We start from the raw sequence: 25,741 nt of genomic DNA, 5'->3' as shown, positions 1-25,741 counted from the left end.
GTGGGGGTCAGCGCGTGGTGAATGACCAGCTCAGGTCCACCGGCTGCGCGCCGAGCCGGCCCGTGACGCGCACGGTATAGCGCTGCTGGCTGGCCAGCGGCGCCATCGGCGTGCACACCGCCAGGCCGCGCGCGGCGCTGCTCAGGCCAGAGGAACGGCTGTCGACCTTGATGCAGTCGACGTTGCTGCCTTGCGCATCGGTGATGACGAAGTTGTCGGCATCGAACTGCAGCGAGGTATTGATCGCCTGCAGCGACACCGGGTAGCCCATGGTGCGGTTTTCATAGCCCGGCGCCGGATTGGGGCTTTCGGTGTTGACCCAGTTGGCCGGCACGTCGTTCTGGCCATCGAACGGATAGGCCACCATCTGGCTGTCGCTGCCGCCCTTGACCCGGTCGGCGAGATCTACGGTCTGGTAGTAGCTGGCCGAGGTGCCGCTGCCGTTGGCGCCCACGCGCTCGGCAAAGCCGCTGCCGGCCGAGCCATAGCTGCCCAGCAGCGCGGCCCGGTGGAACGGCGCGTCGACCAGGTCCGACACCAGTGCGTCCTTGGGCGACATCGACAGCTGCGCATTGGCCACCGAGGTCCAGCGGTTGGCGCCGGCCACCACTTCGGCGGTGGCATCGGTCGGATAGGCGGCCTGGATGCGCTCGTGGGCGGTGGCGCCGGTGTAGCCCGGATTGCCGCTGCTTTCGTCGTGCGTCAGCGTGGCGTTGGCCAGCATGTAGTCGGTATGCGCCTGCGCGGCGGCATTGAGCGGATCGCGCGCGGCCAGCGGCGGCAGGCCCACCTGCTCGCGGCGATAGTTGGCGTAGCACAGGCCGGCGGTGCGCGGCTCTTCCAGCACGCGGTAGTTGCTGACCGCGCTGCCGCGCGCCGGCAGCAGCGAGATGCCGCTGCCCGGCGCGGCGGCGGGCGCGGAACCGCTGACGGTGTAGCAGGCCCCGGCCGTGGTAGTGGTAGTAGTGGTGGTGCCGCCGGTCGGTGTTGTCGGGGAGGTCGGCGACGGCGACGTGGCCGCACCCTGGCCGCCAGCGGGCGCGCTGGCCTGCGCACCGGCTGGGGCCGGCCCGCCGGGGGCGGCACTGGAGGTCGTGCCACCGTCACCGCCATCGCCGCCGCCGCAGGCGGCCAGCGCCAGCGCCGCGGCGGTACAGAGCGTGGTCAGGGCCAGCGTGGTGTGCCGCGCGCGGCGCGGCGGCATGGAAGGGCAATCGGCAGGCAAGCGTTTCCCAATCATCGGTCTGAGTCGTCGTGGTGGAGTTCGGCGAATTGGTCTGCCCGGGGGATCCGCGAGCGCGGACAGCCGGCGTGACAACCATCGCGGGCGCCGTGCGGCAGGGGCTCGCGGTGGCTCTGCCGGGGGCAGAAAGACCGGACGATGGTATGGGCCGAGACCGCGAGGGTCTAGCGCGCGAACAATTGCTTACGTGTGACCCGCGCGCGCCGCACCTGACCTGAATTCAGGCAGCTGCGGCTCCGTCGGGCGCTGGTCAGCCGGCCGCGGCCACGTCGGCCATGCCGCTGCCGAGCGAGGCCATCACCGCCATCAGCTGCTCGCGCAGCCAGCGGTTGGCGCCGTCGTTCTCGCCACCCGCGTGCCAGTACAGGTGCAGTTCCAGCGACGGCACCTTGAACGGCAGCGACAGCAGCCGGTTGGCATAGGGCTCGTTGGCGATGCGGGCATAGCGCAACGGCAGCGTGGCGAGCAGGTCGGTGCAGCTGACCACGCGGCACGCCGCGGCGTAGTGCTGGCAGCGCAGCCGCACGCGCCGCGTCAGGCCCATGCGATGCAAGGCCTGGTCCTCCAGACCGGCGCCGCGGCGGCGCGACGACACATGGACGTGCTCGGCCGCGAGGTAGCGCTCCAGCGTCAGTTCCTTCTTCACCAGCGGATGATCGCGCCGTGCCAGCACCACCATCGGGTCGGCCATGAACGGGGCATGGTGGATCGCCGGCGACACCGGCAGCAGGATGTCGAGCGCGGCGTCGAGCGTGCCGGCCAGCAGTTCCGATTCCATCTCGCGGCGGTCGAAGCGGATCGCGGCAATCTCCACCTGCGGCGCCACCGCCGTGACGCGGCTCATCAGCGGCGGCAGCAGCGTCGACTCGAGCGCGTCGCGCATGCCGATGGTGAAGCGGCGCACGGTGTTGGTGGGATCGAAGTGCGGCGTGTCCTGCAGCGTGCGCGCGAACGATTGCAGCGCGCTGCGCACCTCGGCTGCCAGCGAGCGGGCCAGCGGCGTGGGCGCCATGCCCTGCCCGCGCCGCTCGAACAGCGGATCGTCGAACAGCGTGCGCAGCCGCCCCAGCGCATGGCTGACCGCCGGCTGCGTCAGGTTGAGCTGGCGCGCGGCCGCGGTAATGCTGCCTTCGCTGTAGATGGCGTCGAACACGACGAAGAGGTTGAGGTCGATGCGGGAGAGCTGCATGCTGGTGATTCTGGCACGGAATGCAGGGAATTGATACTGGCAAATCCAGAAAATTCATTTTTCTAATTACCGGCTTTCAGATAGAGTGCATTGCATCGGCAAGGTTTATTGCCCGAAGACCCAGCCACCGGCGCCGGCGGCCGCCCGCGCCCACCGATCCCGTAGCGAGGAGACCACATGGATTTCGAGTACAGCCCGAAGGTCAAGGAGATGCAGGCCAAGCTGCTGGCCTTCTTCGACCAGCACATCTATCCGAACGAAAAGCGCTTCGCCGAGGAGATCGACGCCAACCGCCGCGCCGGCAACGCCTGGATCCCCACCAAGGTGATCGAGGAACTGAAGCCGCTGGCGCGCGAAGCCGGCCTGTGGAACCTGTTCCTGCCGCGTTCGCCGCGCGCCCCGCAAGGCCTGTCGAACCTGGAATACGCCACGCTGTGCGAGATCATGGGCCGGGTGCCCTGGTCGGCCGAGGTGTTCAACTGCGCCGCGCCCGACACCGGCAACATGGAGACGCTGGAGCGCTATGCCTCCGAGGAACTGAAGGACAAGTGGCTGGAGCCGCTGCTGGCCGGCGAGATCCGCTCGGCCTTCCTGATGACCGAGCCGGCGGTGGCCTCGTCGGACGCGACCAATATCGAATGCCGCATCGAGCGCGATGGCGACCACTACGTGATCAACGGCACCAAGTGGTGGTCGTCGGGCGCCGGCGATCCGCGCTGCAAGGTCTATATCGTGATGGGCAAGACCGATCCCGAGGCCGGCCGCCATGAGCAGCAGTCGATGGTCGTGGTGCCGGCCGATACCCCGGGCATCACCATCAAGCGCTTCCTGCCGGTGTTCGGCTACGACGACGCGCCGCACGGCCATATGGAGATCGAGCTGAAGAACGTGCGCGTGCCGGTCTCGAACATCCTGCTGGGCGAAGGCCGCGGCTTCGAGATCGCGCAGGGCCGCCTCGGCCCGGGGCGCATCCACCACTGCATGCGCAGCATCGGCGTGGCCGAGCGCGCGCTGGAACTGCTGTGCAAGCGCGCGCTGTCGCGGGTGGCGTTCGGCAAGCCGGTGTCGGCCCAGGGCGTGACCCAGGAGCGCATCGCCGAGGCCCGCTGCGAGATCGAGATGGCGCGCCTGCTGACGCTCAAGGCCGCGTACATGATGGACACGGTCGGCAACAAGGTGGCCAAGGCCGAGATCGCCATGATCAAGGTGGTGGCCCCCAACGTCGCGCTGAAGGTAATCGACTGGGCCATCCAGGTCCACGGCGCCGCCGGCGTTTCCAGCGACTTCCCGCTGGCCAACTGGTGGGCGCACCAGCGCACGCTGCGCCTGGCCGACGGTCCGGACGAGGTGCACCGCAACGCCATCGCCAAGCTGGAACTGGCCAAGCACATGAACGTCAACCCGGACACCATCAAGATGCCGGTGGCGCGCGGTTTCTGAGCGCCCCGGAGCACCCGGAAGCGCCGGCGGGGGCCCGCCCCTGCCGGCATTGTGGAAAACGCGCAGCCGGCCTGCGCGTTTTTTTCTTCTGTGCTTAAATCGCGCGGTTCGCCACGTCGGTGGTCGATGTGGCCGTTCCCATGAAAGCAGCCAGGAGATCCCTGCAATGATCGACGTCTACACCTGGGCCACGCCCAATGGCCACAAAGTCCACATCATGCTGGAGGAGTGCGGACTGGAGTACCGGGTTCATCCGATCAACATCGGCGCCGGCGACCAGTTCGGCGAAGACTTCCTGAAGATCAGCCCCAACAACAAGATTCCCGCCATCGTCGACCCGGACGGTCCCGACGGCAAGCCGATCTCGCTGTTCGAATCGGGCGCCATCCTGCTCTACCTGGCCGGCAAGACCGGCAAGTTCCTGCCCGAGGACGTGCGCGGCAAGTACGAGACGCTGCAGTGGCTGATGTTCCAGATGGGCGGCGTGGGCCCGATGCTGGGCCAGGCGCACCACTTCCGCATCTATGCGCCCGAGCAGATCGAGTACGCGGTCAACCGCTACACCAATGAGGCGAAGCGCCTGTACGGCGTGATCGACACGCAGTTGTCGAAACACGAATGGCTGGCCGGCGACCAGTACACCATCGCCGACATCGCCACCTTCCCGTGGCTGCGCAGCTGGCAGAACCAGGGCGTGGAGCTGGACGACTACCCGCACCTGAAGCGCTGGTTCAACCAGATCGCCGAGCGTCCGGCGGTCAAGCGCGGCGTCGAGGTGCTGGCCAGCGCGCGCAAGGCGCTGCAGGACGACAAGGCGCGCGAAGTGCTGTTCGGCGCCACGCAGTACAAGCGCCACTGAAAGGCAAGCGGCGGCCACCGCGGCCGCCGCGCTCATCAGGCCAGCGCCAGCGCAGCGCGCGCCACGGCGTGGCCATCCGCGCGCCGGCCGCCGCTGGCGTCCACGCCATCATGCGGCGCATTGCCCGCGCCGAAGCAGCACAGCAGGCCGGTGCCCGGCACCAGCACGTCGAGCCGGCATGACTCGTGCGCGTCCGGCGCGTAGAGCGCGCCGGGCTGCAGGAAGACCATGTCACCGCCGCTGCGCACCAGCGCGCCATGCCAGTGCAGGGCGAGCGCGCCCCGGTAGCACAGCGCCCAGCGCAGGCCGCGCGCCTGCAGGTGCCGGCCCCAGTCATCCACCGAACCATCCAGCTGCACAAACTCCGGGCGCATGCCCTGCTGCGCCTGCCAGTCATCCGCTGCCAACGTGTCCGCCAGCGCATGGGGCCCGGCCACGCCATCGGCATCGGCCCCGGCACCGACGGGCGCAATGGCGCCCAGCCCGCACTGCCACGCGCCCGCGGGCATCGCCACGGGGCGCGAGGCCTCGACCGGGCCTTGCGGCACCGCGCGCACAAGGATGGTGTCGGCGACCGCCTGCACCTGCATCGGCACACCGGGCGCGGGCGCGAACAGTTCGCCGCCGCCCACCAGCAAGCTGCCGCGGCCGGGCGAAGACAGCCGCAGGCCACCGCGCAGGCAACCCCACCATTCATGGCAATCCGCTGAAAATTCGGGCTGGCGCTCGCCGGCGCAGAGGAAGATGTAGTCGCAGGTGCAGCCGAGACCGGCAGCGGCGGCAAGCAGGCGAGGCTGGAATCCGGGAAGGAAATCCGACGGCGCGTGACGGTCGGCATCGATGGCGCGCATGCGCGCCTCGAACAGCGAGAAGATCTGCATGGCAATCCCCCTGCAGGGCGACAGGCGCGCTGCGCCTGTCCGCGCAGCCGGCGCACGCATGGCGGCGTGACGCGCGGTCTTGCGCAATAACCCGTCTGGCGCGGCGCTGCGAGGCAGGCCGTCCGGTTGATGCCATCGTGCCGCGCCATTGCCTGGCGCGCCCCTCAGTTTGCGGATCGGACACCGATAGTGAGGATGAGGATAAGTTGTCGTGGGCTCAAGGTCAAACCCTTAGCCTCAGACCACTCCGAACTTTTGTTGAACCCATGACCTCTCGAAATCTCAGACTTTTCGGATTGCATCTCGCCTGGCTACGCAAGCAACGAGGCTGGTCCCAGGAGACGCTTTCGCTCGAAAGCGGACTGTCGCGCTCGTATCTGAGCGGCATTGAAAGCGGCAAGCGCAACCTGGCGCTGGCCAACATCTGCAGGCTCGCCGAGACCCTCGCCGTGCCCACCGCCGAGATGCTCGACTTCAGCCGCCACGACGCCAGCCAGCTGCAGGTCGAGCAAGCGCGCGCGCCGTTCGGCAACCGCCAGCGCGCGGCAATCGAGGCCACCATGCACCACATGGCCGAGCTGACCGAGCCCGAGCTGAACCTGGTGGCCGCGGTGGCGCGGGCGCTGGCGGGCAAGGGCAGCTTCCGTCCGGCGCTCGGGCACGGCAGCTCCGGCACCAGGCCGGCACCCGATGCCGACGCGACCCCGGAAGGCTAGAGCCCCAGCATGCCCTGCCGTTCGATGAAGCCGATCACCTGGTCCAGCCCCTGTCCGGACTTGACGCTGCCCATCACGAACGGCCGGCTGCCACGCATCTTGCGCGCATCGCTTTCCATCACCGGCAGCGATGCGCCCACATACGGCGCCAGGTCGGTCTTGTTGATCACCAGCAGGTCGGACTTGGTGATGCCAGGCCCGCCCTTCCTAGGAATCTTCTCGCCCCCGGCGACGTCGATCACGTAGATCGTAAGATCAGAAAGTTCTGGGCTGAAGGTCGCAGCCAGGTTGTCGCCGCCGGACTCTATGAAAACCACGTCGGCATCCGGGAAGCGCGCCAGCATGCGATCCACCGCTTCCAGATTGATCGATGCGTCCTCGCGGATCGCGGTGTGCGGGCAGCCGCCGGTTTCCACGCCCAGGATGCGCTCGGCCGGCAGCGCGCCGGAGATCGTCAGCAGGCGCTGGTCTTCCTTGGTGTAGATGTCGTTGGTGATCGCGACCAGGTCATAACGGTCGCGCATCGCCTTGCACAGCATTTCCAGCAACGTGGTCTTGCCGGAGCCGACGGGGCCGCCGACGCCGACGCGCAGCGGAGGGTTCTTCTTGGTACGGGCGTGGGTCATGGTGCGGTTTCGGTTCAGGATCGGAACAGCCGGGAGTACTGCGTTTCGTGGCGTGCGCACAGCAGTCCCAGCATCGGTGAAAACGTCGACAGTTGCGGTGGCGTGGCTTCGGCGCGGCGGCCGGCTTCATCGACGGCATCGAGCACGGCGCCATGCAGTCGACGCAGCATGTGCTGCCCCGCCACCTGCCCCAGCGGCACCGCCTTGATCGCCGCGGCCACCTGGTTCTCGGCCCAGTTGAAGCAGTAGGCCGCCAGGCCGTCGCGCGCACCGATCTGCAGCGCCACGCAGGCGGCGGTGAACGCGGTCGGCAGGCATACGGGCGACAGCGTGGCCAGCGTGTCGCGCATCGTCGGCGTGCCCCACTCCATCTGCGCGATCAGGCGGGCCAGCGACCAGCCCATCTGCTCGGTCTCAAGCCGCAACTCGGAGGTCTCGCGGGTGGCGTGGAACCAGTCGTTCCAGGTCCGCACCTGCGCGGTGTCGCCCGCCTGCCAGTGGCGGTGCAACAGCAGCCACAACGGCGCCTCGCATTGCGCCTGGACATGCCGCAGGTTGTCGTGAATCCAGCGCTCGGCAGTCGGGGCGTCATGCACAACGCCGCATTCGATGGCGGCTTCGAGACCTTGCGAATAGCTGAAGCCGCCGATGGGCAAGGCTGGGGATGCGAGGTGCAGGAGGGAGATGAGTTGGTGGAGGTGGGTCATCGGCGCTCCGGGGGACGGACTCGCTCTAGCACAAAATGACGAATTGTTTCCAAGACCGCGTCCGTCTGCCCCAACACCTCTGAGTTCCAGAAGCGCAGCACATGGAAACCTTGCCGCCGTAACCAGGCATCGCGTGCCGTGTCCCGAGCATCGCCATGCTGGCCTCCATCTGCTTCGATCACCAGCATGGCGTCGATACAAATGAAATCGACAATGAACGGGCCCATCTGGTGTTGCCGCTTGAATTTCAACCCCATGAAGCGGCGGTCGCGTAGTTGATACCAAAGACGCTGCTCAGCGTTGGTCTGATTCGCACGTAGCAAGCGGGCGAACGCAGGCTTCGGCATACGCCCGCCCTCACCCCCTGCCCCTCTCCCGCAAGCGGGAGAGGGGAGCAAACCCACAGCGCTGGACTGCGCTGCAGCGCCTGATACTTGCCGAGTGTTGACTCCCTCTCCCGCTTGCGGGAGAGGGTTGGGGTGAGGGCCGGGTGCGCCCACAAGGTCGAAGCCAGCGGTGTGCCCGCGCACAGTAGACACCCTTTTGGATGAGTTGAAATCGTTATCTCTGACCATAGCTCAAGCCCCCTCCACACCGACCCTACCCATCACAGCCGATGCCCGCAATGCTCCCCATGGACATGCTCGCCACCATGACCATGACCATGATCATGACCATGCGAGTGCGAGTGCGAGTGCGAGTGCGAGTGCGAGTGCGAGTGCGAGTGCCCATGATGCTCCTCATACACCGCCTGCGCCGCCGCATAATCCTCAGCGAACGTAGCGTCGTGCCCATGCTTGTGCCCGCCGCCATAGGCCCCCGCCTCCGGCTCGAACGGCAGTTCGGCGCGCTCCGCAAGCACGCCCAGCCGCCGCAGCATGTCGGCCAGCACCGCGTCGTATTCGAGCCGCAGGTAGTCGCGCCCGATCTCCACCGGCGTGTGGCGGTTGCCGAGGTGGTAGGCCGCGCGCATCAGCGCGTGCGGGTCTTGCGCGCGCACTTCCAGCACGGACTCGGCCGCTGCCTGGACTTCGACGAAGCTGCCGTCTTCGGCCACCAGCAGGTCGCCGCCGCGCAGCACGGTGCCGCGCGGCAGGAACAGTGCGGCGTCGGCGCCGTTGTCCAGCACCGCGCGCAGGCGGCTCTTGCTGCGGTCGGCGAACGGCAGCACCAGCTTGGGGGCGCGGCGCACCAGCACGCTGGCAATGCCGTGCGGAGCGGCCAGGACTTTATCGATCTTCAGCATGGGCATATCCGCGGCACGGGCCGCGGCCGTTCAGAACAGGAAGTAGCGCTGCGCCATCGGCAGCTCGGTTGCGGGCTCGCAGGTCAGCAGCTGGCCGTCGGCGACGACCTGGTAGGTCTCCGGGTCGACCGTGACATGCGGCTGCCAGTCGTTGTGGACCATGTCGCGCTTGCTGACGGTGCGGGTGCCGCGCACGGCGGCAAGGGTCTTGGCCAGCCCGTAGCGTTCGCCGATGCCGGCCGCCAGCGCCGCCTGCGAGACGAAGGTCAGCGAGGAACGATGCAGCGCGCCGCCGGCCGCGGCGAACATGGGCCGGTAGTGCACCGGCTGCGGCGTCGGGATCGAGGCATTGGGGTCGCCCATTGCGGCCGCGGCGATCATGCCGCCCTTCAGGATCAGGCTGGGCTTGACGCCGAAGAACGCGGGCCGCCACAGCACCAGGTCGGCCCACTTGCCGACTTCGACCGAACCCACTTCGTGCGCGATGCCATGGGTCAGCGCCGGATTGATGGTGTACTTGGCGACATAGCGCCGGACGCGGAAGTTATCGTGCCCGCCGCGCGCATCGTGCGGATCGCCCGGCAGCTTGCCGCGCTGCGCTGCCATCTTGTGCGCGGTCTGCCAGGTACGGATGATGACTTCGCCGACGCGCCCCATCGCCTGCGAATCGCTCGAGATCATCGAGAACGCGCCGAGGTCGTGCAGGATGTCCTCGGCGGCGATGGTCTCGCGGCGGATGCGGCTTTCGGCGAAGGCAATGTCCTCGGCGATCGCCGGGTCCAGGTGGTGGCACACCATCAGCATGTCGAGATGCTCGTCCAGCGTGTTGATGGTGTACGGGCGCGTCGGGTTGGTCGACGAGGGCAGCACGTTGGCCTCGCCGCAGACCTTGATGATGTCCGGCGCATGGCCGCCGCCCGCGCCCTCGGTGTGGTAGGTATGAATGGTGCGGCCCTTGAACGCGGCGATGGTGGCCTCGACAAATCCTGCTTCGTTCAGCGTGTCGGTATGGATCGCGACCTGCGTATCGGTCGCATCCGCCACCGACAGGCAGGTATCGATCGCCGCCGGCGTGGTGCCCCAGTCTTCATGCAGCTTCAGGCCGATGGCGCCGGCTTCGACCTGCTCCAGGATCGGCCCCGGCTGGCTGGCGTTGCCCTTGCCCAGCAGCCCGATATTCATCGGGTAGGCATCAGCGGCCTGCAGCATGCGCTCCATGTACCACGGCCCCGGCGTCACGGTGGTGGCGAAAGTGCCGGTGGCGGGCCCGGTGCCGCCGCCGATCATGGTGGTGACGCCGCTCATCAGCGCCTCCTCGATCTGCTGCGGGCAGATAAAGTGGATATGGCTGTCGATGCCGCCGGCGGTGACGATCATGCCCTCGGCCGCGATCACCTCGGTACCGGGCCCGACCACGATGGTGACGCCGGGCTGGATATCGGGATTGCCGGCCTTGCCGATCGCCGCGATGCGCCCGTGCTTGAGCCCGATATCGGCCTTGACGATGCCCCAGTGGTCGACGATCAGCGCATTGGTGATCACGGTGTCCACGCAGTCCCCGGCCATGCGCTGGCTCTGCCCCATGCCGTCGCGGATCACCTTGCCGCCGCCGAACTTCACTTCCTCGCCATAGACGGTGAAGTCCTTCTCGACTTCGATGATCAGGCCGGTATCGGCCAGCCGCAGGCGGTCGCCGGTGGTGGGGCCGAACATCTCGGCATAGGCCTGCCTGGAGATCGATGCCATCACAGCGCTCCCATGATCTTGCCGTTGAAGCCGTAGACGATGCGGTCGCCCGCCAGCGCCACCAGTTCCACGGTGCGGGTCTGCCCGGGCTCGAACCGCACCGCGGTGCCCGCGGCGATGTTAAGGCGGAAGCCGCGCGCGGCCTCGCGCTCGAACGCGAGCGCGGCATTGGTTTCGTAGAAGTGGAAATGCGAGCCGACCTGGATCGGCCGGTCGCCGGTATTGGCCACCGTCACGCTCACGGTGGCGCGGCCGACGTTGAGTGCGATCTCGCCGTCGGCGGGCATCAGTTCACCGGGGATCATGGCGGTCCTCCTCAGGCCACCAGCAGGCCGGCGCCGTACAGCGCCACGCCGGCTCCGGCTGCGCGCGCCAGCCAACCGGCGCGGCGGCGCAGCAGCGTGCCGGCGCCGAGGCCCAGCAGGTGCAGCGCCATGGTGGCCGCGGCAAACCCGCCCACGTAGGCCAGCACCGCCGGCAGCGCGCTGGCGCTGGCGGGCAATTCCGCCCCATGCGCATAGCCGTGGAACACGGCAAAGCCGCCCACCAGCAGCGTGCCGGCCCACGCCGGCAGACTCGCGCGCAGCGCCAGCAGCAGCCCGATCACCAGCAGCGAAGCCGCGATCATCGGCTCCACCGCGGGCAGCGCCATGCCGCCGAGCCCGAGCGCGGCGCCCACCAGCATCAAGCCCACGAAGGCCAGCGGCAGACGCAGCGTATCGGCGGCGGAGCGCGCCACCAGTGCGCTCCATACGCCCACCGCGGCCATCGCCAGCAGGTGGTCGGCCCCGGTGAACGGATGCGCCAGGCCGGCCCACAGGCTGGCGCCGACGGTGGCGGCATCGTGGCCGGGGTGCGCCAGCGCGGCGGTGGCGGCAACGGTCAGGGTGGCGCCAAGGGCAAGGCGCAGGCAGGCGATACGGGTCATGTCGGCTCTCGGTTGCATAAGTTGTTCGAAGCGTTGGTCGCGGCGAAGGCTCAGACGATGGGATGGTGCACGGTCACCAGCTTGGTGCCGTCGGGAAACGTCGCTTCCACCTGGATTTCCGGGATCATCTCGGCGATACCGTCCATCACGTCGTCGCGCGTCAGTACCGTAGTGCCTTCGTGCATCAACTCCGCCACGGTGCGGCCGTCGCGCGCGCCTTCCATGATGGCGGCGGTGATCAGCGCCACCGCTTCCGGGTAGTTCAGCTTCAGGCCGCGGGCCTTGCGCCGCTCGGCCAGCAGCGCGGCGGTGAAGATCAGCAGCTTGTCTTTCTCGCGCGGCGTCAGTTCCATCTCTCGTTCCTGTTTCGTGTTCGATTGCGTGCTGGCCGATTACGTCGCCCACAGCCGCAGCGGGCGCGCCGCGACGCCATGGATCGGCAGGCGCAGCGCCTGCCAGGCCTCGGTCATGACGTGGCGCACCGCTTCCATGTGCCGCCCCAGCACGCGCAGCAGCAGCATCGACTGGCCGTTGGCGGCGAGGCAGGTCACGCCGGCGCGCACCGCCGGCGTATAAGGCAGCCGCTCGGCCAGCGTTTCGGCAAGGTCTTGCGTGGCGCCTGCCCCAACGGCCCACAGCGTGCCCAGCACGTTCAGCCCGTCCAGCGCGGGCACCGCCTGGCGCAGTGGCGATGCCGCCTCGATCTGCGATTGTTCGATCCACAACGCACGCTCGCCGGCGCCGATGCGGGTATCCAGCCACAGCGCGCCGCGCGCCCACTGCTCGCCCGATGCTTGCCTGCCGAGCACCACGGCATCCCAGCCGATCGCGCTGCCGCCCGGCGCGACGTCAAGCACGGTGGATATCCGCGCGCGCGCGTCGTCGAAGACGATGTTCTCCTGCGGCAGCCAGTCCAGCCGCGCGCCCTCGCCCACCGCCAGCCGCACCCGCTGGGCCGCGTCGCGGCCGAGCGACTTGTACCACTTGGTGGCGCCCGGCGTGGCCAGCACCGCATGCGCGCCAGCCTCCACCGCCACGTCGATCTCCAGGCTGTCGCCGCCGGCCACGCCGGCCGGGGGATGCAGGATCACCGCGTGGCAGATGCCCCCTTCCGGGTACAGCGCCTTCTGCACCAGCAGCGGGCCGCGGTGCCGCCGCCCGGTCAGCACGGTGCGCTCGCCGCGCCGCGCAAAGCGCAGCTGCAGCGTGGCCTGCCAGGCCGCCGGCATGGCGAGGGACGAAGGGAAATCGGGGTGGCGCATCGCGGGCGAATGACCTGGCAAACTTGCGCGCGCCCTACACGGCGATCAGCTCGCGCACGCCGTCCTGCTCCATGCTGGCGCCGGCGCCGCGTGCCACCACTTCGCCGCGGCTCATCACCACATAGTGGTCGGCAAGGTGCCGCGCGAACTCGTAGTACTGCTCGACCAGCAGCACCGTCATGCCGAATTCGTCGACCAGCAGCCGCAACGCGCGGCCGATGTCCTGGATGATCGATGGCTGGATGCCCTCGGTCGGCTCGTCGAGGATCAGCAGCTGCGGTTCGCTCATCAGCGCCCGGCCGATCGCCAGTTGCTGCTGCTGCCCGCCGGACAAGTCGCCGCCGCGGCGCAGGCGCATGGTGCGCAGCACCGGAAACAACTGGTAGATGCGCTCCGGCACGCCCGCCGGCCGCGCGCGGCTGGCGGCGCCGATCAGCAGGTTCTCTTCGACCGTCAGCCGCGGGAAGATCTCGCGCCCCTGCGGCACATAGGCCAGTCCGGCGGCGACGCGCTCGTACGGCGCCTTCTTTTCCAGCGCCTTGCCGTCCCACTGGATGCTGCCGCTGCGCGTCGGCACCACGCCCATCAGGCATTTCAGCAGCGTGCTCTTGCCGACGCCGTTGCGGCCGAGCAGCGTGGTCAGCTTGCCCGCCGGCACCTCGAAGGAAACGTTGCGCAGGATATGGCTGCCGCCGTAGAACTGGTTCAGTGCGTTGACCTGCAGCATGCCTATCTCCCCAGGTAGGATTCGATCACGCGTTCGTCGCGCTTGACGCTGTCGAGCGTGCCTTCGGCCAGCACGCTGCCCTCGGCCAGCACCGTGACCTTGCCGGCGGCGCCCGCCAGCGCGGCGACGAACTCCATGTCGTGCTCCACCACCATCATCGAGCAGCTGCCGCGCAGGCCGTTGAGCAGGCTGGCGAGCTGCATGGTTTCTTCATCGGTCATGCCGGCCACGGGTTCGTCGAGCAGCAACAGCTGCGGCTGCTGCATCAGCAGCATGCCGATCTCCAGCCGCTGCTTCTGCCCGTGCGACAGCAGGCCCGCGGGCCGGTACGCCTCGTCCTCCAGGCCGGTCAGCGCGAGCGTCTCCTCGATGCGGCGATGCCCCTCGCCGGTCAGCCGCGCGCGCAGCGACGACCACCACCGCTTGTCGGCCTTCATCGCCAGTTCCAGGTTCTCCCACACCGCGTGCTGTTCGAACACGGTCGGCTTCTGGAACTTGCGGCCGATGCCGACCTGCGCGATGCGCGGCTCGGTCATGCGCATCAGGTCGATGGTCTGCCCGAGGAACACGCGCCCGCTGACATTGGCGTTGCGCGGCCCGGTCTTGCCGGTGATGACATCCATCATCGTGGTCTTGCCCGCGCCGTTGGGGCCGATCACGCAGCGCAGTTCGCCGTGGTCGATCGACAGGTTCAGCTGGTTGAGGGCGCGGAAGCCGTCGAACCGCACGGTGACGTCTTCCAGGTACAGGATCGGCCCGTGCGACACATCGATGGTGCCTGGCTCCAGCACACGGCCGAGCCCGGTGGCATCGCCGCTTTCGGCCTGGCCGTGTCCGAGTGCGGCGTTCATGCTTCACCTCCGGTGCGGCCCGCTACCGCGGGCGTGGAAACGGGTTCCGGCGCGGTCGGCGCCACTGCCGGCGTACGGCGCTCGCGCAGGCGCTTCCACAAGCCGGTCACGCCATCAGGCAGGTACAGCGTCACCAGCACGAACATCGCGCCCAGCAGGAACAGCCAGTATTCGGCGAAGTGCGCGGTGAACAGCGTCTTGGCGCCATTGACCAGGAACGCGCCGATCACCGGCCCGACCAGCGTGCCGCGCCCGCCCACGGCAACCCACACCGCCATTTCGATCGAGTTGCCGGGCGACATCTCGCCCGGGTTGATGATGCCGACCTGCGGCACGTACAGCGCGCCGGCGATGCCGCACAGCACCGCCGAGAAGGTCCACACGAACAGCTTGTAGCCGAGCGGGTTGTAGCCGGAGAACATCACGCGCATCTCGGCATCGCGCACCGCCGTGACCACGCGGCCGAGCTTGGACGTGACGATGTAGCGGCAGGCGATGAAGCCGGCCAGCAACGCCAGGAAGGTCAGCACGAACAACGCGGTGCGCGTCTGCGGCGCGGCGATGGCAAAGCCGGCGACGCGCTTGAAGTCGGTGAAGCCGTTGTTGCCGCCAAAGCCGGTCTCGTTGCGGAAGAACAGCAGCATCGCCGCATATGTCATCGCCTGCGTGATGATGGACAGGTACACGCCCTTGATGCGCGAGCGGAAGGCAAAGAAGCCGAACAGCCACGCCAGCACGCCCGGCACCAGCACCACCAGCAGCAGCGCATAGCCTAGGTGGTCGGTGCCGTGCCAGAACCACGGCAGTTCCTTCCAGTCGAGGAACACCATGAAGTCCGGCAGGTCGCTCTGGTACACGCCTTCGCGCCCGATCGAACGCATCAGGTACATGCCCATGGCATAGCCGCCCAGCGCGAAGAACAGGCCATGGCCGAGACTGAGGATGCCGCAGTAGCCCCACACCAGGTCGAGCGCGATCGCCGCCAGCGCAAAGCACATGATCTTGCCGACCAGCGTCAGCGCATACGCCGACAGGTGCAGCGGGTGGCCCTCCGGCACGAGCAGCGCGCACACCGGCACGCCGATGCCGACGATCACGGTCAGCGCCGCCAGCGCCATCCAGCCGCGCGGCGAGAACAGCGACTGGCGTTCCGGCACGGCCAGCCGGAACGGTGCGGCGGAAGAATCAGGTTGGTATCGCTGCATCATGCCTCCGCGCTGCGCCCCTTGAGCGCGAACAGTCCCTGCGGCCGCTTCTGGATAAACAGCACGATCAGCACCAGGACCAGGATCTTGGCCAGTACCGCGCCATAGAAGGGTTCGATGAACTTGTTGAGGATGCCCAGCCCGAAGGCGCCGACGATGGTGCCGGCCAGCTGCCCCACGCCGCCCAGCACCACCACCATGAACGAATCGATGATGTAGGCCTGGCCCAGGTCGGGACCGACATTGCCGATCTGCGACAGCGCGCAGCCGCCCAGCCCGGCAATGCCGGCGCCGAAGGCAAAGGCGTAGCTGTCGACCTTCCAGGTGCGCACGCCGACGCACGCGGCCATGGTCCGGTTCTGCGTGGTCGCGCGCACGAACAGCCCCAGCCGCGTGCGGTTGAGCACCGCCCACGCCACCGCCACCACCGCCAGCGCGAACAGGATGATGACCACGCGGTTGTACGGGATCACCAGCCCCGGCAGCCATTCGAAGCCGCCGCTCATCCAGGCGGGATTGGACACTTCGACGTTCTGCGCGCCGAACAGCGTGCGCACCGCCTGCATCAGCAGCAGGCTCACGCCGAAGGTGGCCAGCAGCGTTTCCAGCGGGCGCCCGTACAGGTGGCGCAGCACCAGCCGTTCCAGCACGAAGCCCACCACCGCGGCTGCCAGGAACGAAGCCGGCAGCGCCGTGGGCAGATACCAGTCCAGCGCGCCCGGCGCATGGGCGCGGAACAGCGACTGCACCACATAGGTGGCATAGGCGCCGATCATCAGGAATTCGCCGTGCGCCATGTTGATCACGCCGATCAGGCCATAGGTGATGGCCAGGCCAAGCGCGGCCAGCAGCAGCACGCTGCCCAGGCTCAGGCCGGCGAACAGGTTGCCGATCACTTCGGCGCGGCGCTGGTCGCCCTGCAGCGTGTCCAGCGCCTGCTGCGCGGCCAGCCGCACGCCGCCGTCGGGCTCGCGGTAGCGGCCGGCGCTGTCGCGTTCCACCAGCGGCGCCAGCTTCTGGCGGCTCTGCGGGTTGCTGTCGCGGCCCAGGATGCGGATGGCTTCGAGGCGCGCGTCGCGCGCGGCGGGCCCGGGCGTGGCGGCCAGCACCAGGTTGGCCCAGATCACGTCCAGGCTGGCGCGCAGGCCGGCATCGGCCTCGGTCTTGCGCGCGGCTTCGACCGCCGCCAGCGACGCGCTTTCCGGCTGGTCACGCAGGGTGGCCACCGCCTGGGCGCGCACGGCAATGTCCGGCGACTGCAGCAGCAGGCTGCTGGCGGCGCTGTCGACCAGTGCGCGCAGGCTGTTGTTCAGCGTCAGCGACTCGAGCTCGTCGGCCTTGACCGTGACCGGCTTGCCGGTGATCGCATCGACCAGCTTGTCGCCATCCTGGCGCACCATGCCGGCCGACGGCGCGTATTGCAGGGCGTCGTCCTGCAAGGCCTTCAAAATCGGTCCGGCCTCATCGGGCGATGCGTTGGCCAGCGCGGACAGCGCGGCGGTCTTGGCGTCGAAGTCGTCTTCGGCCAGCGGCTTCAGGTCGGCCTGCGTCAGCGCGGCGGCCCACGGTGCCGAGGCCAGCAGCAGCGCTGCCAGCAGGGCGCGCAGCCACGGCTTGGCGGAAAAGGATATCGAATGGCACATGAGGGCTGGCAAGTGACGATGGTGGATAACCAAGCTGGGGGTGCGCTCCCCTCTCCCGCAAGCGGGAGAGGGGAGAAAACCAGCGGTAGGCGACCGCTCCTTACATCACCTTGTCCGGCTTGCCTTCATTGCCCGCGATGAACGGGCTCCACGGCTGCGCGCGCACCGCCTTCGGCGTCTTCCACACCACCGCGAACTGGCCGTCGCCCTTGACCTCGCCGATCATCACCGGCTTGTACAGGTGGTGGTTCTCGCCCATGGTCAGGGTGAAGCCGTCCGGCGCCTTGAAGGTCTGGCCGTACATCGCGGCGCGCACCTTGTTGGTGTCGGTGCTGCCGGCCTTCTTCACCGCCTGCGCCCACATGTGGATGCCCACGTAGGTGGCTTCCATCGGGTCGTTGGTCACGCGCTTGTCGCCGCCGGGCAGGTTGTTGGCCTTGACCCAGGCGGCCCACTGCTTGCGGAAGGCGTCGTTCTCGGGGTTCTTGACCGACATGAAGTAGTTCCACGCGGCCAGGTGGCCCACCAGCGGCTTGGTGTCGATGCCGCGCAGTTCCTCTTCGCCGACCGAGAACGCCACCACCGGCACGTCCTTGGCCTTGAGCCCGGCGTTGCCCAGCTCCTTGTAGAACGGCACGTTGGAATCGCCGTTGATGGTGGAGATCACCGCGGTCTTGCCGCCCTGCGAGAACTTCTTGATATTGGCGACGATGGTCTGGTAGTCGCTGTGGCCGAACGGGGTGTAGACCTCTTCGATGTCCTTGTCGGCCACGCCCTTGCTCTTCAGGAAGGCGCGCAGGATCTTGTTGGTGGTGCGCGGGTAGACATAGTCGGTGCCGAGCAGGAAGAACCGTTTGGCGCCGCCGCCCTCCTTGCTCATCAGGTATTCCACCGCGGGAATGGCCTGCTGGTTGGGCGCCGCGCCGGTGTAGAAGACGTTCTTCGACATCTCCTCGCCTTCATACTGCACCGGGTAGAACAGCAGGGAGTTGAGCTCTTCGTAGACCGGCAGCACCGACTTGCGCGACACCGAGGTCCAGCAGCCGAAGGTCACCGCGACCTTGTCCTTGCTGACCAGCTGGCGCGCCTTCTCGGCGAACAGCGGCCAGTTGGAGGCCGGGTCCACCACCACCGGTTCCAGCTTGCGCCCGAGCACGCCGCCGCTCTTGTTGATCTCGTCGATGGTCATCAGCGCCACGTCCTTCAGCGACGTTTCGGAGATCGCCATGGTGCCGGACAGCGAATGCAGGATGCCGACCTTGATCGGCTCCTTTGACTGCGCCAGCGCCAGCGGGCTGGTACCGATCATCGCCGCGGCGGCTATCGCCGACAGCTTCAGCATGTCACGTCGTTGCATTTGCAGCTCCCGTTTGTGGTGTTGGTCAGGGACTACGCTCCCCGGGGTGATGCATCTGCAACTAGCGTGCCACGGCGATATCGCCCGCGCGGCGTGGCCACAGGCGGTGCGGGGGCCCAGGCACCGCCCGCCTGGCGCGTCCGCACCATCACCGTGCAGCGAATCAGCGCACTGCGACAGTGCGTGCCGGCCGGCGCGGCCGATCCCGGTGCATGGCGCACATTGCCGGAACCGGCTTGCGCCACCGTGGCGCCATTGGCAAGCGCCGGCGTGCCAGCGCACTCGCCGGCGTCGATTAAGCGGGCGCTTAAACCCGGATTCGAATGCATGTAAATCCGTACATTCAATGATTAAGGCCGGCGCGCCGCGGCACTACGGTGAAAGATGGCCGCGGTCCCGCCTGACGACCCGGCCGTGGCATTTCCCGGACCCACATAAAAGGAAGGAGAAACCATGCCGTACGCTGCCGACCCCCACGCATCCCCCGCCGAGCCGCAGCCGCAGCCGCGCGCCACCCCGTACTGGCGCCCGCGTCGCGGCAAGCTGGCCCTGGCGGCGCTGGCGCTGACCCTGGGCGCCTGCGGCGGCGGCGACGATCCCCCGCCTCCGCCCCCGCCACCGCCGGTCACGCCCACTGCCGGCTGCGAACTCGATGGCAGTACCGGCGGCCAGGCGGTAGTGCTGCCGGGCGACCCCAACGCGCCGGAGCAGGCGACCGGCTATGCGCCCAAGGTCACGGTCTACAGCAAGACCTATATGGCGGTGACCAACAACCCGGTCTCGACCAAGGCGGCGTGCGACGTGCTGAAGGCCGGCGGCACCGCGATCGACGCCGCGGTGGCGGCGCAGATGGTGCTGAACCTGGTCGAGCCGCAATCGTCCGGCATCGGCGGCGGTGCCTTCATCCTGCATTACGACGCGACGACCCGGCAGCTCACCGCCTACGACGGCCGCGAGACCGCGCCGGCCGCCGCAGACGAGAACTACCTGCGCTGGAAGTCCGCGGCCGACCCGACCACGCCCCTGCCCAATGCCCAGCGCAGCGGCCGCTCGATCGGCACCCCGGGCACGCTGCGCGTGCTCGAGCTGGCCCACCGCGACTACGGCAAGACTGCCTGGAAGGAACTGTTCGCGCCGGCGATCAAGCTGGCCACCGACGGTTTCGCGATCCCGCCGCGCATGGCCGCCGCGATCTCCGACAGCGCCACCGTCGCCAATATCAAGCGCGATCCGGAGATGGCTGCCTACTTCCTGAATCCCGACGGCACCCCGCGCGCGGTCAACACCGTGCTGCGCAACCCCGCGCTGGCGGCGGTCTTCAGCGCCGTCGCCGCGGACGGCGCCGACGCCTTCTACAAGAACGGGCCGATCGCGCAGGCCATCGTTGCCAAGATCCAGACCACCTACGACGGCAACACCACGCCGGGCGTTACCACGCTGGACGACCTGGCCAACTACCAGGCCAAGAAGCGCACGCCGGTGTGCACCACCTACCGCCAGTACGAGGTATGCGGCATGCCGCCGCCGTCGTCGGGCGGGATCGCGGTGGCGCAGATCCTGGGCATCGTCGAGAACTTCGACATGGCGGCGCACAAGCCCACGCTGGTCGACCAGAACGGCGGCCGGCCCAGCGTGCTGGGCGCCCACCTGATGGGCGAAGCCGGCCACCTGGCCTATGCCGACCGCAACAAGTACGTGGCCGACACCGACTTCATCCCGTTGCCCGGCGGCACCCCGGACACCATGCTGAACAAGCCCTACCTGAGCCAGCGCGCCAGCCTGATCAGCACCACCGGCTCGATGGTCACGCCGGTGGCGGCGGGCAACCTCGGCGACGTGCCGCTGGCGCCGTCGATGGTGGAGGAGCGCGGCACCACGCACCTGTCGCTGCATGACAAGTACGGCAACGTGGTGGCGATGACCACCACCATCGAGGCCGGCCTGGGCTCGTACCACATGACCAACGGCTTCCTGCTCAACAACGAGCTGACCGACTTCAATGCCGATCCGGCGCCGGGCGGCGTGCCGGTGGCCAACCGGCTGCAGCCGGGCAAGCGCCCGCGCAGCTCGATGGCGCCCACGGTTGTGTTCCAGCGCAACAGCGACGGCTCGCGCGGCGACTTCTACATGACCACCGGCTCGCCGGGCGGCGCCACCATCATCCAGTTCGTGGCCAAGACCCTGGTGGCGTCGCTGGACTGGGGGCTGGATGCCCAGCAGGCGGTGTCGATGATCGACTTCGGCGGCAATAACGCGAGCGCGGGCTCGCCCATGATCGTCGGCGGCGAGCATCCCAACGTCGACACCAGCACGCCGGCTGGCGGCCTGCCGGGCGACAACGACCCGCTGGTCAGGGGCCTGCGCAACCTGGGCCACACCGTCAATACGGCGGCGCAGTCCAGCGGGCTGAGCGCCATCATCCGCACCACCATCGGCGGCTCGGCGGTGCTGGTCGGCGGCGCCGACCCGCGGCGCGAGGGCGTGGTGCTGGGGGACACGTTCAAGCCCTGACGAAGCCGCGACCAAAGAAAAAGGGGCCCCGCGGGGCCCCTTTTTTTCGATGCCAGGACGCCGGTCCTTACATCACCATCATGTTGGCGTTCAGGTTGTGCATGATCCACAGCGAACCCGCCACCACGATCACCAGGATCAGCGCCGTGAACAGCAGCGCGATCACGTTGCTGCGCTGCTCGGACGACGAGTCCAGGTGCAGGAAATACTTCAGGTGCACGATCATCTGGACCACGGCCATGCCCAGGATGGTCCACAGGATGGTGCCCTTGTCCATGGTGCCGTCCATCACGATCTTGAACGGGATCACCGTCAGGATCACGGCGAGGATGAAGCCGATTGCGTAGCCCTTGAAGCTGGCGTGGCCGCCAGCCTGGCTGTCATGCGCGTGTGAGTCGTGGGCGCCGTGCGCCGCCGGTGCGTTGTGTTGTGCCATCACAGATGTCCCATCAGGTAGACCACGGTAAACACGCCGATCCAGACCACGTCCAGGAAGTGCCAGAACAGCGACAGGCACATCAGGCGCTTGCTCAGCGTCGGGGTGATGCCCTTCTTGCCCAGCTGCCACATCAGCACGATCATCCACAGCATGCCGCTGGCGACGTGCAGACCGTGGGTGCCGACCAGCGTGAAGAACGACGACAGGAACGCGCTGCGGCCGGGGCCCGCGCCTTCGGCGATCAGGTGGTGGAATTCGTTGATTTCCATCGCCATGAACGCCAGCCCCAGCAGGAAGGTGATGCCAAGCCAGGTCTGCACGTGCTTGAGGCTGCGGTTCTGCAGCGAGATCATCGCCATGCCGTACGTGATCGAGGAGAACAGCAGGATGAAGGTCTCCACCAGCACGTAGTTGAGCTCGAACAGCTCCTTCGCCGACGGGCCGCCTGCCAGTTCGCCGCGCAGCACGGCGAAGGCCGCGAACAGTCCGGCGAAGATGATGCAGTCGCTCATCAGGTAGATCCAGAAGCCATACACCGTATTGGCACTGGTATCGTGGTGCGCATGGTCATGGCCATGCGCGTCGGCTTTGGCCGGTGCGCCGGCCTGCGCGGGGATGCGGTCTAGGACTTGAGTCGACATGGTTCTCAGGCTTGCGAAGCAATGCGCTGCAGATGGCGCGTTTCGATCTGCTCGACCTCGGTGGCCGGCACGTAGTAGTCGATATGGTCGTCGTTGCTGCGGTGGATGAACGCCCACACCATGCCCACCAGGCCAACGATGGCCATCCACCAGATATGCCAGGTCAGGGCAAAGCCGAACACCAGGCTGAAGGCACCGATGATGAAGCCCGCGCCCGTGTTCTTGGGCATGTGGATCTTCTCGTAGCCTTCGGTCGGCAGGGTCTCGCCACGCGCCTTCATGTCGGCGAACGCGTCCAGGTCACGCACCACCGGGGTGTGCGCGAAGTTGTAGAACGGCGGCGGCGACGAGGTGGCCCACTCGAGCGTGCGGCCGCCCCACGGGTCGCCGGTCACGTCGGCCAGCTTCTTGCGGTCGCGGATCGACACCACGATCTGCAGCACCTGGAAGAAGATGCCCAGCGCGACGAACACCACGCCCACCACGGCCAGGTACAGCCACGGCGTCCAGGCCGGGTTGTCGGTATGGTTCAGGCGGCGGGTCATGCCCATCAGGCCCAGCACGTACAGCGGCATGAAGGCGAAGTAGAAGCCCACCAGCCAGCACCAGAACGAAGCCTTGCCCAGGCGCTCGTTCAGCTTGAAGCCGAACGCCTTCGGCCACCAGTAGGTGATGCCGGCCAGGTAGCCGAACAGCACGCCGCCGATGATCACGTTGTGGAAGTGGGCGATCAGGAACAGGCTGTTGTGCAGCACGAAGTCGGCCGCCGGCACGGCCATCAGCACGCCGGTCATGCCACCGATCACGAAGGTGATCATGAAGCCCAGCGTCCACAGCACCGGCGAGGTCATCTGCACGCGGCCGCGGTACATGGTGAACAGCCAGTTGAAGATCTTCACCCCGGTCGGGATGGAGATGATCATGGTGGTGATGCCGAAGAACGCGTTGACGTTGGCGCCCGAGCCCATCGTGAAGAAGTGGTGCAGCCACACGATGAACGACAGCACCATGATCGCGGCGGTCGCGTACACCATGCCCTTGTAGCCGAACAGCTTCTTGCCCGAGAACGTGGCGATGACTTCAGAGAAGATGCCGAACGCCGGCAGGATCAGGATGTACACCTCGGGGTGGCCCCAGATCCAGATCAGGTTCACGTACATCATGGCGTTGCCGCCACCGTCGTTCGTGAAGAAATGCATGCCGAGGTAGCGGTCCAGGCCCAGCAGCGCCAGGGTCACGGTCAGCACCGGGAAGGCGGCAACGATCAGCACGTTGGTGCACAGCGCGGTCCAGGTGAACACCGGCATGCGCATCAGCGTCATGCCAGGCGCGCGCATGCGCAGGATCGTCACCAGGAAGTTCACGCCGGTCAGCAAGGTGCCCAGGCCTGAGATCTGCAAGCTCCAGAGGTAATAGTCCACCCCTACGCCCGGGCTGTAGTCCAGCCCCGACAGCGGCGGGTAGGCCAGCCAGCCGGTCTTGGCGAATTCACCGACGCCCAGCGAGATGTTGACCAGCATGGCGCCCGCCACGAACAGCCAGAACGACAGCGTGTTCAGGAACGGGAAGGCCACGTCGCGCGCGCCGATCTGCAGCGGCACGACCAGGTTCATCAGGCCGGTCATCAGCGGCATGGCCACGAAGAAGATCATGATCACGCCATGGGCGGTGAAGATCTGGTCGTAGTGCTCGGGCGGCAGCACGCCGGTGGCGCCATTGGTGGCCAGCGCCAGCTGGGTGCGCATCATGACCGCGTCGGCAAAGCCGCGCAGCAGCATGATCAGCGCCACCAGGCAGTACATCACGCCGATCTTCTTGTGATCGACCGAGGTGAACCACTCGTTCCAGAGATAGCCCCACTTCTTGAAATAGGTGATCGCGCCCAGCAGCGCGGCACCGCCCAGGGCGACACCGGCCAGCACGACCATGATGATCGGCTCATGAAACGGAATCGCCGACAAACTCAACTTGCCAAACATCATTGCTCCCAGGATTACGCGCCCGCCGGCAGCGCAGCCGGCGTGGTCAAGGACAGCTGCTCTTCACCGAGGGTGTTGCGCGACGTGCAGATCGGGCCGCCCTTGAACCCGTCGGCGGCCAGTGCGGCGCCGCCGTGGCCCATGTACTTGTGCAGGATGTTGTGGAAGAGCTGGTCTTCCACCTTGCCGTAGTACGTGACCGGCTCCTTCTCGCTGGGTTGTGCCAGCGTCTTGTAGCCTTCGACGCCCAGTTCGGTCGACGAAGCGCGAACCTTGGCCACCCACTGGTCGAACTCGTAGTTCGACATGGCGTCGGCCTTGAACTTCATGCCCGAGAAGCCGCCGCCGCTGTAGTTGGCGGACACGCCGTCATACGAGCCGGCATGGTTGGCGATCAGGTGCAGCTTGGTCTCCATCCCCGCCATGGCGTACACCTGGCTGCCCAGTTGCGGGATGAAGAACGAATTCATGATCGAATCCGAGGTGATCTTGAAGTTCACCGGGGTGTCGACCGGGAACGCGATCTGGTTGACGGTGGCGATCTTCAGTTCCGGATAAATGAACAGCCACTTCCAGTTCAGCGCGACCACCTCGATGGTGACCGGCTTCTTGTTCGATTCCAGCGGCTTGTACGGGTCCAGGTCGTGCGAGGACTTCCAGGTGATGATGCCCAGCGCGATGATGATCAGGCACGGGATCAGCCACACCACCACTTCGATCGCGGTCGAGTGCGACCAGTCCGGCTCGTAGCGCGCCTTGGTATTGGACGCGCGGTACTTCCAGGCGAACACCAGCGTGAGCACGATCACCGGCACCACCACCAGCAGCATGAGCCAGGTGGCGATCAGGATGATGTTCTTGATGTCGACGCCGACCTGCCCTTTCGGGTCGAGCAGCGTCATGTTGCAGCCGGCCAGCAGGAGCAGGCCGAGGCAGGGCAGGAACCGCGTCCAACGCGGCAGTATGGGTTTCTTCATGTCACGACTGGTTTGGTTACACCGCGCTTTGGGCAAAAGCGTGGCTAAACCGCCTGATGCTCGCGCAAGAGGCGTGGGGCTATGGGAAAACCGGAAGGACGTGTCCTTAGCTGGCGTTGCGGTCGGGCGGCGGATCTAACGCCGGAGGACCATGCGGCCTTGCAACGCCATGAACACGGAAGGACAACTGACTGCGCGCGCTGCAGGCCCTGTGGGACCTTGCCGGCGCTGCGGCACCTGGTGGCCGAAACCGCGAACGGTCCCGGCTCAGTACAGCGGCCGGGTAGCGTTGGAATACGAGGCTTTTGCGCCTCCCGACGGACCTGCCGTCAGGGCAGGCGCGGTTTTCGGCCGGGGGGCGCAACACGTAAAACATCGTGGGCGCGACTGTACCGCAACGCAACATTGAGGGTAAACCCAACGCCACAGAACACACTGTTCATTAAAACGGACAATCTGCACATTGGTGCACCGCGTTGTCCTTGATCCACGTCAACACCACAAAAACGCAGGTAAATATGCAGAAAGCCGCGCTTCAGGCGGCTCTCCGGGATGCGACACTGCGCTG

General features: G+C 67.5%; 25 protein-coding genes. 4 read left to right on the top strand and 21 right to left on the bottom strand.

Annotated features, from left to right (window positions below):
- Positions 1–7 precede the first annotated feature (7 nt).
- Positions 8–1,204, bottom strand: coding sequence for a CAP domain-containing protein (locus AC3FMM_RS14625; RefSeq protein ID WP_488686864.1), 1,197 nt, complete (start codon positions 1,202–1,204; stop codon positions 8–10).
- A 289-nt stretch (positions 1,205–1,493) separates the two neighbouring features.
- The gene (locus AC3FMM_RS14620; protein WP_062797837.1) at positions 1,494–2,432 is read right to left on the bottom strand and encodes a LysR family transcriptional regulator; all 939 of its coding nucleotides are present in this window, start codon (positions 2,430–2,432) and stop codon (positions 1,494–1,496) included.
- A 177-nt stretch (positions 2,433–2,609) separates the two neighbouring features.
- On the opposite strand from AC3FMM_RS14620, the gene AC3FMM_RS14615 reads away from it, so the two are divergent.
- Both AC3FMM_RS14615 and AC3FMM_RS14610 read left to right on the top strand, forming a co-directional pair.
- A complete protein-coding gene (locus AC3FMM_RS14615) occupies positions 2,610–3,872 on the top strand; it encodes an acyl-CoA dehydrogenase family protein (protein ID WP_115679851.1) in 1,263 nt (420 codons plus the stop codon).
- A gap of 166 nt (positions 3,873–4,038) precedes the next feature.
- Positions 4,039–4,731 carry a glutathione binding-like protein gene (locus tag AC3FMM_RS14610; RefSeq protein ID WP_115679850.1) on the top strand — a complete coding sequence of 231 codons (693 nt, stop codon included), beginning with the start codon at positions 4,039–4,041 and terminating at the stop codon, positions 4,729–4,731.
- A 35-nt stretch (positions 4,732–4,766) separates the two neighbouring features.
- On the opposite strand, the gene AC3FMM_RS14605 is transcribed toward AC3FMM_RS14610, so the two are convergent.
- On the bottom strand, positions 4,767–5,612 hold the full coding sequence (locus AC3FMM_RS14605) for a hypothetical protein (protein ID WP_116312338.1): 846 nt from the start codon (positions 5,610–5,612) through the stop codon (positions 4,767–4,769).
- A 296-nt stretch (positions 5,613–5,908) separates the two neighbouring features.
- Here AC3FMM_RS14605 and AC3FMM_RS14600 point away from each other — a divergent pair, with 296 nt between their 5' ends.
- Positions 5,909–6,328: a helix-turn-helix domain-containing protein gene (locus tag AC3FMM_RS14600; protein WP_240073985.1), complete on the top strand. Its 420-nt coding sequence runs from the start codon at positions 5,909–5,911 to the stop codon at positions 6,326–6,328.
- On the opposite strand, the gene ureG is transcribed toward AC3FMM_RS14600, so the two are convergent.
- From ureG to urtA, 14 genes are all read right to left on the bottom strand, one after another.
- Positions 6,325–6,954, bottom strand: a complete 630-nt coding sequence (ureG, locus tag AC3FMM_RS14595) for an urease accessory protein UreG (protein ID WP_062797828.1) — start codon at positions 6,952–6,954, stop codon at positions 6,325–6,327. The genes AC3FMM_RS14600 and ureG overlap by 4 nt on opposite strands.
- A gap of 14 nt (positions 6,955–6,968) precedes the next feature.
- Entirely contained in the window at positions 6,969–7,661 is a 693-nt protein-coding gene (locus AC3FMM_RS14590; protein ID WP_488686863.1) for an urease accessory protein UreF, read from the bottom strand.
- Entirely contained in the window at positions 7,658–8,008 is a 351-nt protein-coding gene (locus AC3FMM_RS14585; RefSeq protein WP_326346775.1) for an endonuclease domain-containing protein, read from the bottom strand. The genes AC3FMM_RS14590 and AC3FMM_RS14585 overlap by 4 nt, the downstream gene beginning before the upstream one ends.
- Before the next feature lie 260 nt (positions 8,009–8,268).
- Positions 8,269–8,907 carry an urease accessory protein UreE gene (gene ureE / locus AC3FMM_RS14580; RefSeq protein WP_488686862.1) on the bottom strand — a complete coding sequence of 213 codons (639 nt, stop codon included), beginning with the start codon at positions 8,905–8,907 and terminating at the stop codon, positions 8,269–8,271.
- A 30-nt stretch (positions 8,908–8,937) separates the two neighbouring features.
- The gene (gene ureC / locus AC3FMM_RS14575; protein WP_116312334.1) at positions 8,938–10,653 is read right to left on the bottom strand and encodes an urease subunit alpha; all 1,716 of its coding nucleotides are present in this window, start codon (positions 10,651–10,653) and stop codon (positions 8,938–8,940) included.
- Positions 10,653–10,958, bottom strand: coding sequence for an urease subunit beta (locus AC3FMM_RS14570; protein WP_062797820.1), 306 nt, complete (start codon positions 10,956–10,958; stop codon positions 10,653–10,655). Before AC3FMM_RS14570 ends, ureC begins: the two co-directional genes overlap by 1 nt.
- Positions 10,959–10,969: 11 nt before the next feature.
- The gene (locus AC3FMM_RS14565) at positions 10,970–11,581 is read right to left on the bottom strand and encodes a HupE/UreJ family protein (RefSeq protein WP_473703073.1); all 612 of its coding nucleotides are present in this window, start codon (positions 11,579–11,581) and stop codon (positions 10,970–10,972) included.
- A gap of 50 nt (positions 11,582–11,631) precedes the next feature.
- A complete protein-coding gene (locus AC3FMM_RS14560; RefSeq protein ID WP_018005472.1) occupies positions 11,632–11,934 on the bottom strand; it encodes an urease subunit gamma in 303 nt (100 codons plus the stop codon).
- 39 nt (positions 11,935–11,973) lie between these two features.
- On the bottom strand, positions 11,974–12,843 hold the full coding sequence (locus AC3FMM_RS14555; protein WP_116312332.1) for an urease accessory protein UreD: 870 nt from the start codon (positions 12,841–12,843) through the stop codon (positions 11,974–11,976).
- Positions 12,844–12,877: 34 nt separating this feature from the next.
- The gene (urtE, locus tag AC3FMM_RS14550) at positions 12,878–13,570 is read right to left on the bottom strand and encodes an urea ABC transporter ATP-binding subunit UrtE (protein WP_488686861.1); all 693 of its coding nucleotides are present in this window, start codon (positions 13,568–13,570) and stop codon (positions 12,878–12,880) included.
- Positions 13,571–13,572: 2 nt separating this feature from the next.
- The gene (gene urtD / locus AC3FMM_RS14545) at positions 13,573–14,421 is read right to left on the bottom strand and encodes an urea ABC transporter ATP-binding protein UrtD (RefSeq protein ID WP_115708801.1); all 849 of its coding nucleotides are present in this window, start codon (positions 14,419–14,421) and stop codon (positions 13,573–13,575) included.
- Complete coding sequence (gene urtC, locus AC3FMM_RS14540) at positions 14,418–15,626, bottom strand: urea ABC transporter permease subunit UrtC (RefSeq protein WP_240074624.1); 1,209 nt, start codon at positions 15,624–15,626, stop codon at positions 14,418–14,420. The genes urtD and urtC overlap by 4 nt, the downstream gene beginning before the upstream one ends.
- On the bottom strand, positions 15,626–17,269 hold the full coding sequence (urtB, locus tag AC3FMM_RS14535) for an urea ABC transporter permease subunit UrtB (protein ID WP_488686860.1): 1,644 nt from the start codon (positions 17,267–17,269) through the stop codon (positions 15,626–15,628). Before urtB ends, urtC begins: the two co-directional genes overlap by 1 nt.
- 100 nt (positions 17,270–17,369) lie before the next feature.
- Entirely contained in the window at positions 17,370–18,626 is a 1,257-nt protein-coding gene (gene urtA / locus AC3FMM_RS14530; RefSeq protein WP_115679837.1) for an urea ABC transporter substrate-binding protein, read from the bottom strand.
- 453 nt (positions 18,627–19,079) lie between these two features.
- On the opposite strand from urtA, the gene AC3FMM_RS14525 reads away from it, so the two are divergent.
- The gene (locus AC3FMM_RS14525; protein ID WP_488686859.1) at positions 19,080–21,137 is read left to right on the top strand and encodes a gamma-glutamyltransferase family protein; all 2,058 of its coding nucleotides are present in this window, start codon (positions 19,080–19,082) and stop codon (positions 21,135–21,137) included.
- 67 nt (positions 21,138–21,204) lie between these two features.
- On the opposite strand, the gene cyoD is transcribed toward AC3FMM_RS14525, so the two are convergent.
- From cyoD to cyoA, 4 genes are read right to left on the bottom strand one after another with little or no spacing between them, the layout of a single operon-like run.
- Positions 21,205–21,573, bottom strand: a complete 369-nt coding sequence (gene cyoD, locus AC3FMM_RS14520) for a cytochrome o ubiquinol oxidase subunit IV (RefSeq protein ID WP_488686858.1) — start codon at positions 21,571–21,573, stop codon at positions 21,205–21,207.
- A complete protein-coding gene (cyoC, locus tag AC3FMM_RS14515; protein ID WP_115708793.1) occupies positions 21,573–22,217 on the bottom strand; it encodes a cytochrome o ubiquinol oxidase subunit III in 645 nt (214 codons plus the stop codon). Before cyoC ends, cyoD begins: the two co-directional genes overlap by 1 nt.
- Positions 22,218–22,222: 5 nt before the next feature.
- Positions 22,223–24,196, bottom strand: a complete 1,974-nt coding sequence (gene cyoB / locus AC3FMM_RS14510; protein WP_116313250.1) for a cytochrome o ubiquinol oxidase subunit I — start codon at positions 24,194–24,196, stop codon at positions 22,223–22,225.
- 14 nt (positions 24,197–24,210) lie between these two features.
- Entirely contained in the window at positions 24,211–25,173 is a 963-nt protein-coding gene (gene cyoA, locus AC3FMM_RS14505) for a ubiquinol oxidase subunit II (RefSeq protein WP_025582408.1), read from the bottom strand.
- Positions 25,174–25,741 lie beyond the last annotated feature (568 nt).

The organism is Cupriavidus sp. 207A1, assembly GCF_057798955.1.
This window is presented reverse-complemented; position numbering and strand designations above follow the sequence as displayed.

Bases quoted from the DNA above. Each gene is read 5' to 3' on its own strand.
- AC3FMM_RS14570 (WP_062797820.1), bottom strand. From the start codon at position 10,958: ATGATCCCCGGTGAACTGATGCCCGCCGACGGCGAGATCGCACTCAAC.
- cyoA (WP_025582408.1), bottom strand. From the start codon at position 25,173: ATGAAGAAACCCATACTGCCGCGTTGGACGCGGTTCCTGCCCTGCCTC.
- urtC (WP_240074624.1), bottom strand. From the start codon at position 15,626: ATGCAGCGATACCAACCTGATTCTTCCGCCGCACCGTTCCGGCTGGCC.
- cyoD (WP_488686858.1), bottom strand. From the start codon at position 21,573: ATGGCACAACACAACGCACCGGCGGCGCACGGCGCCCACGACTCACAC.
- ureC (WP_116312334.1), bottom strand. From the start codon at position 10,653: ATGGCATCGATCTCCAGGCAGGCCTATGCCGAGATGTTCGGCCCCACC.
- AC3FMM_RS14585 (WP_326346775.1), bottom strand. From the start codon at position 8,008: ATGCCGAAGCCTGCGTTCGCCCGCTTGCTACGTGCGAATCAGACCAAC.
- AC3FMM_RS14565 (WP_473703073.1), bottom strand. From the start codon at position 11,581: ATGACCCGTATCGCCTGCCTGCGCCTTGCCCTTGGCGCCACCCTGACC.
- urtD (WP_115708801.1), bottom strand. From the start codon at position 14,421: ATGAACGCCGCACTCGGACACGGCCAGGCCGAAAGCGGCGATGCCACC.
- AC3FMM_RS14615 (WP_115679851.1), top strand. From the start codon at position 2,610: ATGGATTTCGAGTACAGCCCGAAGGTCAAGGAGATGCAGGCCAAGCTG.
- cyoB (WP_116313250.1), bottom strand. From the start codon at position 24,196: ATGTTTGGCAAGTTGAGTTTGTCGGCGATTCCGTTTCATGAGCCGATC.
- cyoC (WP_115708793.1), bottom strand. From the start codon at position 22,217: ATGTCGACTCAAGTCCTAGACCGCATCCCCGCGCAGGCCGGCGCACCG.
- AC3FMM_RS14590 (WP_488686863.1), bottom strand. From the start codon at position 7,661: ATGACCCACCTCCACCAACTCATCTCCCTCCTGCACCTCGCATCCCCA.
- ureE (WP_488686862.1), bottom strand. From the start codon at position 8,907: ATGCTGAAGATCGATAAAGTCCTGGCCGCTCCGCACGGCATTGCCAGC.
- urtB (WP_488686860.1), bottom strand. From the start codon at position 17,269: ATGTGCCATTCGATATCCTTTTCCGCCAAGCCGTGGCTGCGCGCCCTG.
- AC3FMM_RS14560 (WP_018005472.1), bottom strand. From the start codon at position 11,934: ATGGAACTGACGCCGCGCGAGAAAGACAAGCTGCTGATCTTCACCGCC.
- urtE (WP_488686861.1), bottom strand. From the start codon at position 13,570: ATGCTGCAGGTCAACGCACTGAACCAGTTCTACGGCGGCAGCCATATC.
- AC3FMM_RS14525 (WP_488686859.1), top strand. From the start codon at position 19,080: ATGCCGTACGCTGCCGACCCCCACGCATCCCCCGCCGAGCCGCAGCCG.
- AC3FMM_RS14555 (WP_116312332.1), bottom strand. From the start codon at position 12,843: ATGCGCCACCCCGATTTCCCTTCGTCCCTCGCCATGCCGGCGGCCTGG.
- urtA (WP_115679837.1), bottom strand. From the start codon at position 18,626: ATGCAACGACGTGACATGCTGAAGCTGTCGGCGATAGCCGCCGCGGCG.
- ureG (WP_062797828.1), bottom strand. From the start codon at position 6,954: ATGACCCACGCCCGTACCAAGAAGAACCCTCCGCTGCGCGTCGGCGTC.
- AC3FMM_RS14610 (WP_115679850.1), top strand. From the start codon at position 4,039: ATGATCGACGTCTACACCTGGGCCACGCCCAATGGCCACAAAGTCCAC.
- AC3FMM_RS14620 (WP_062797837.1), bottom strand. From the start codon at position 2,432: ATGCAGCTCTCCCGCATCGACCTCAACCTCTTCGTCGTGTTCGACGCC.
- AC3FMM_RS14605 (WP_116312338.1), bottom strand. From the start codon at position 5,612: ATGCAGATCTTCTCGCTGTTCGAGGCGCGCATGCGCGCCATCGATGCC.
- AC3FMM_RS14625 (WP_488686864.1), bottom strand. From the start codon at position 1,204: ATGCCGCCGCGCCGCGCGCGGCACACCACGCTGGCCCTGACCACGCTC.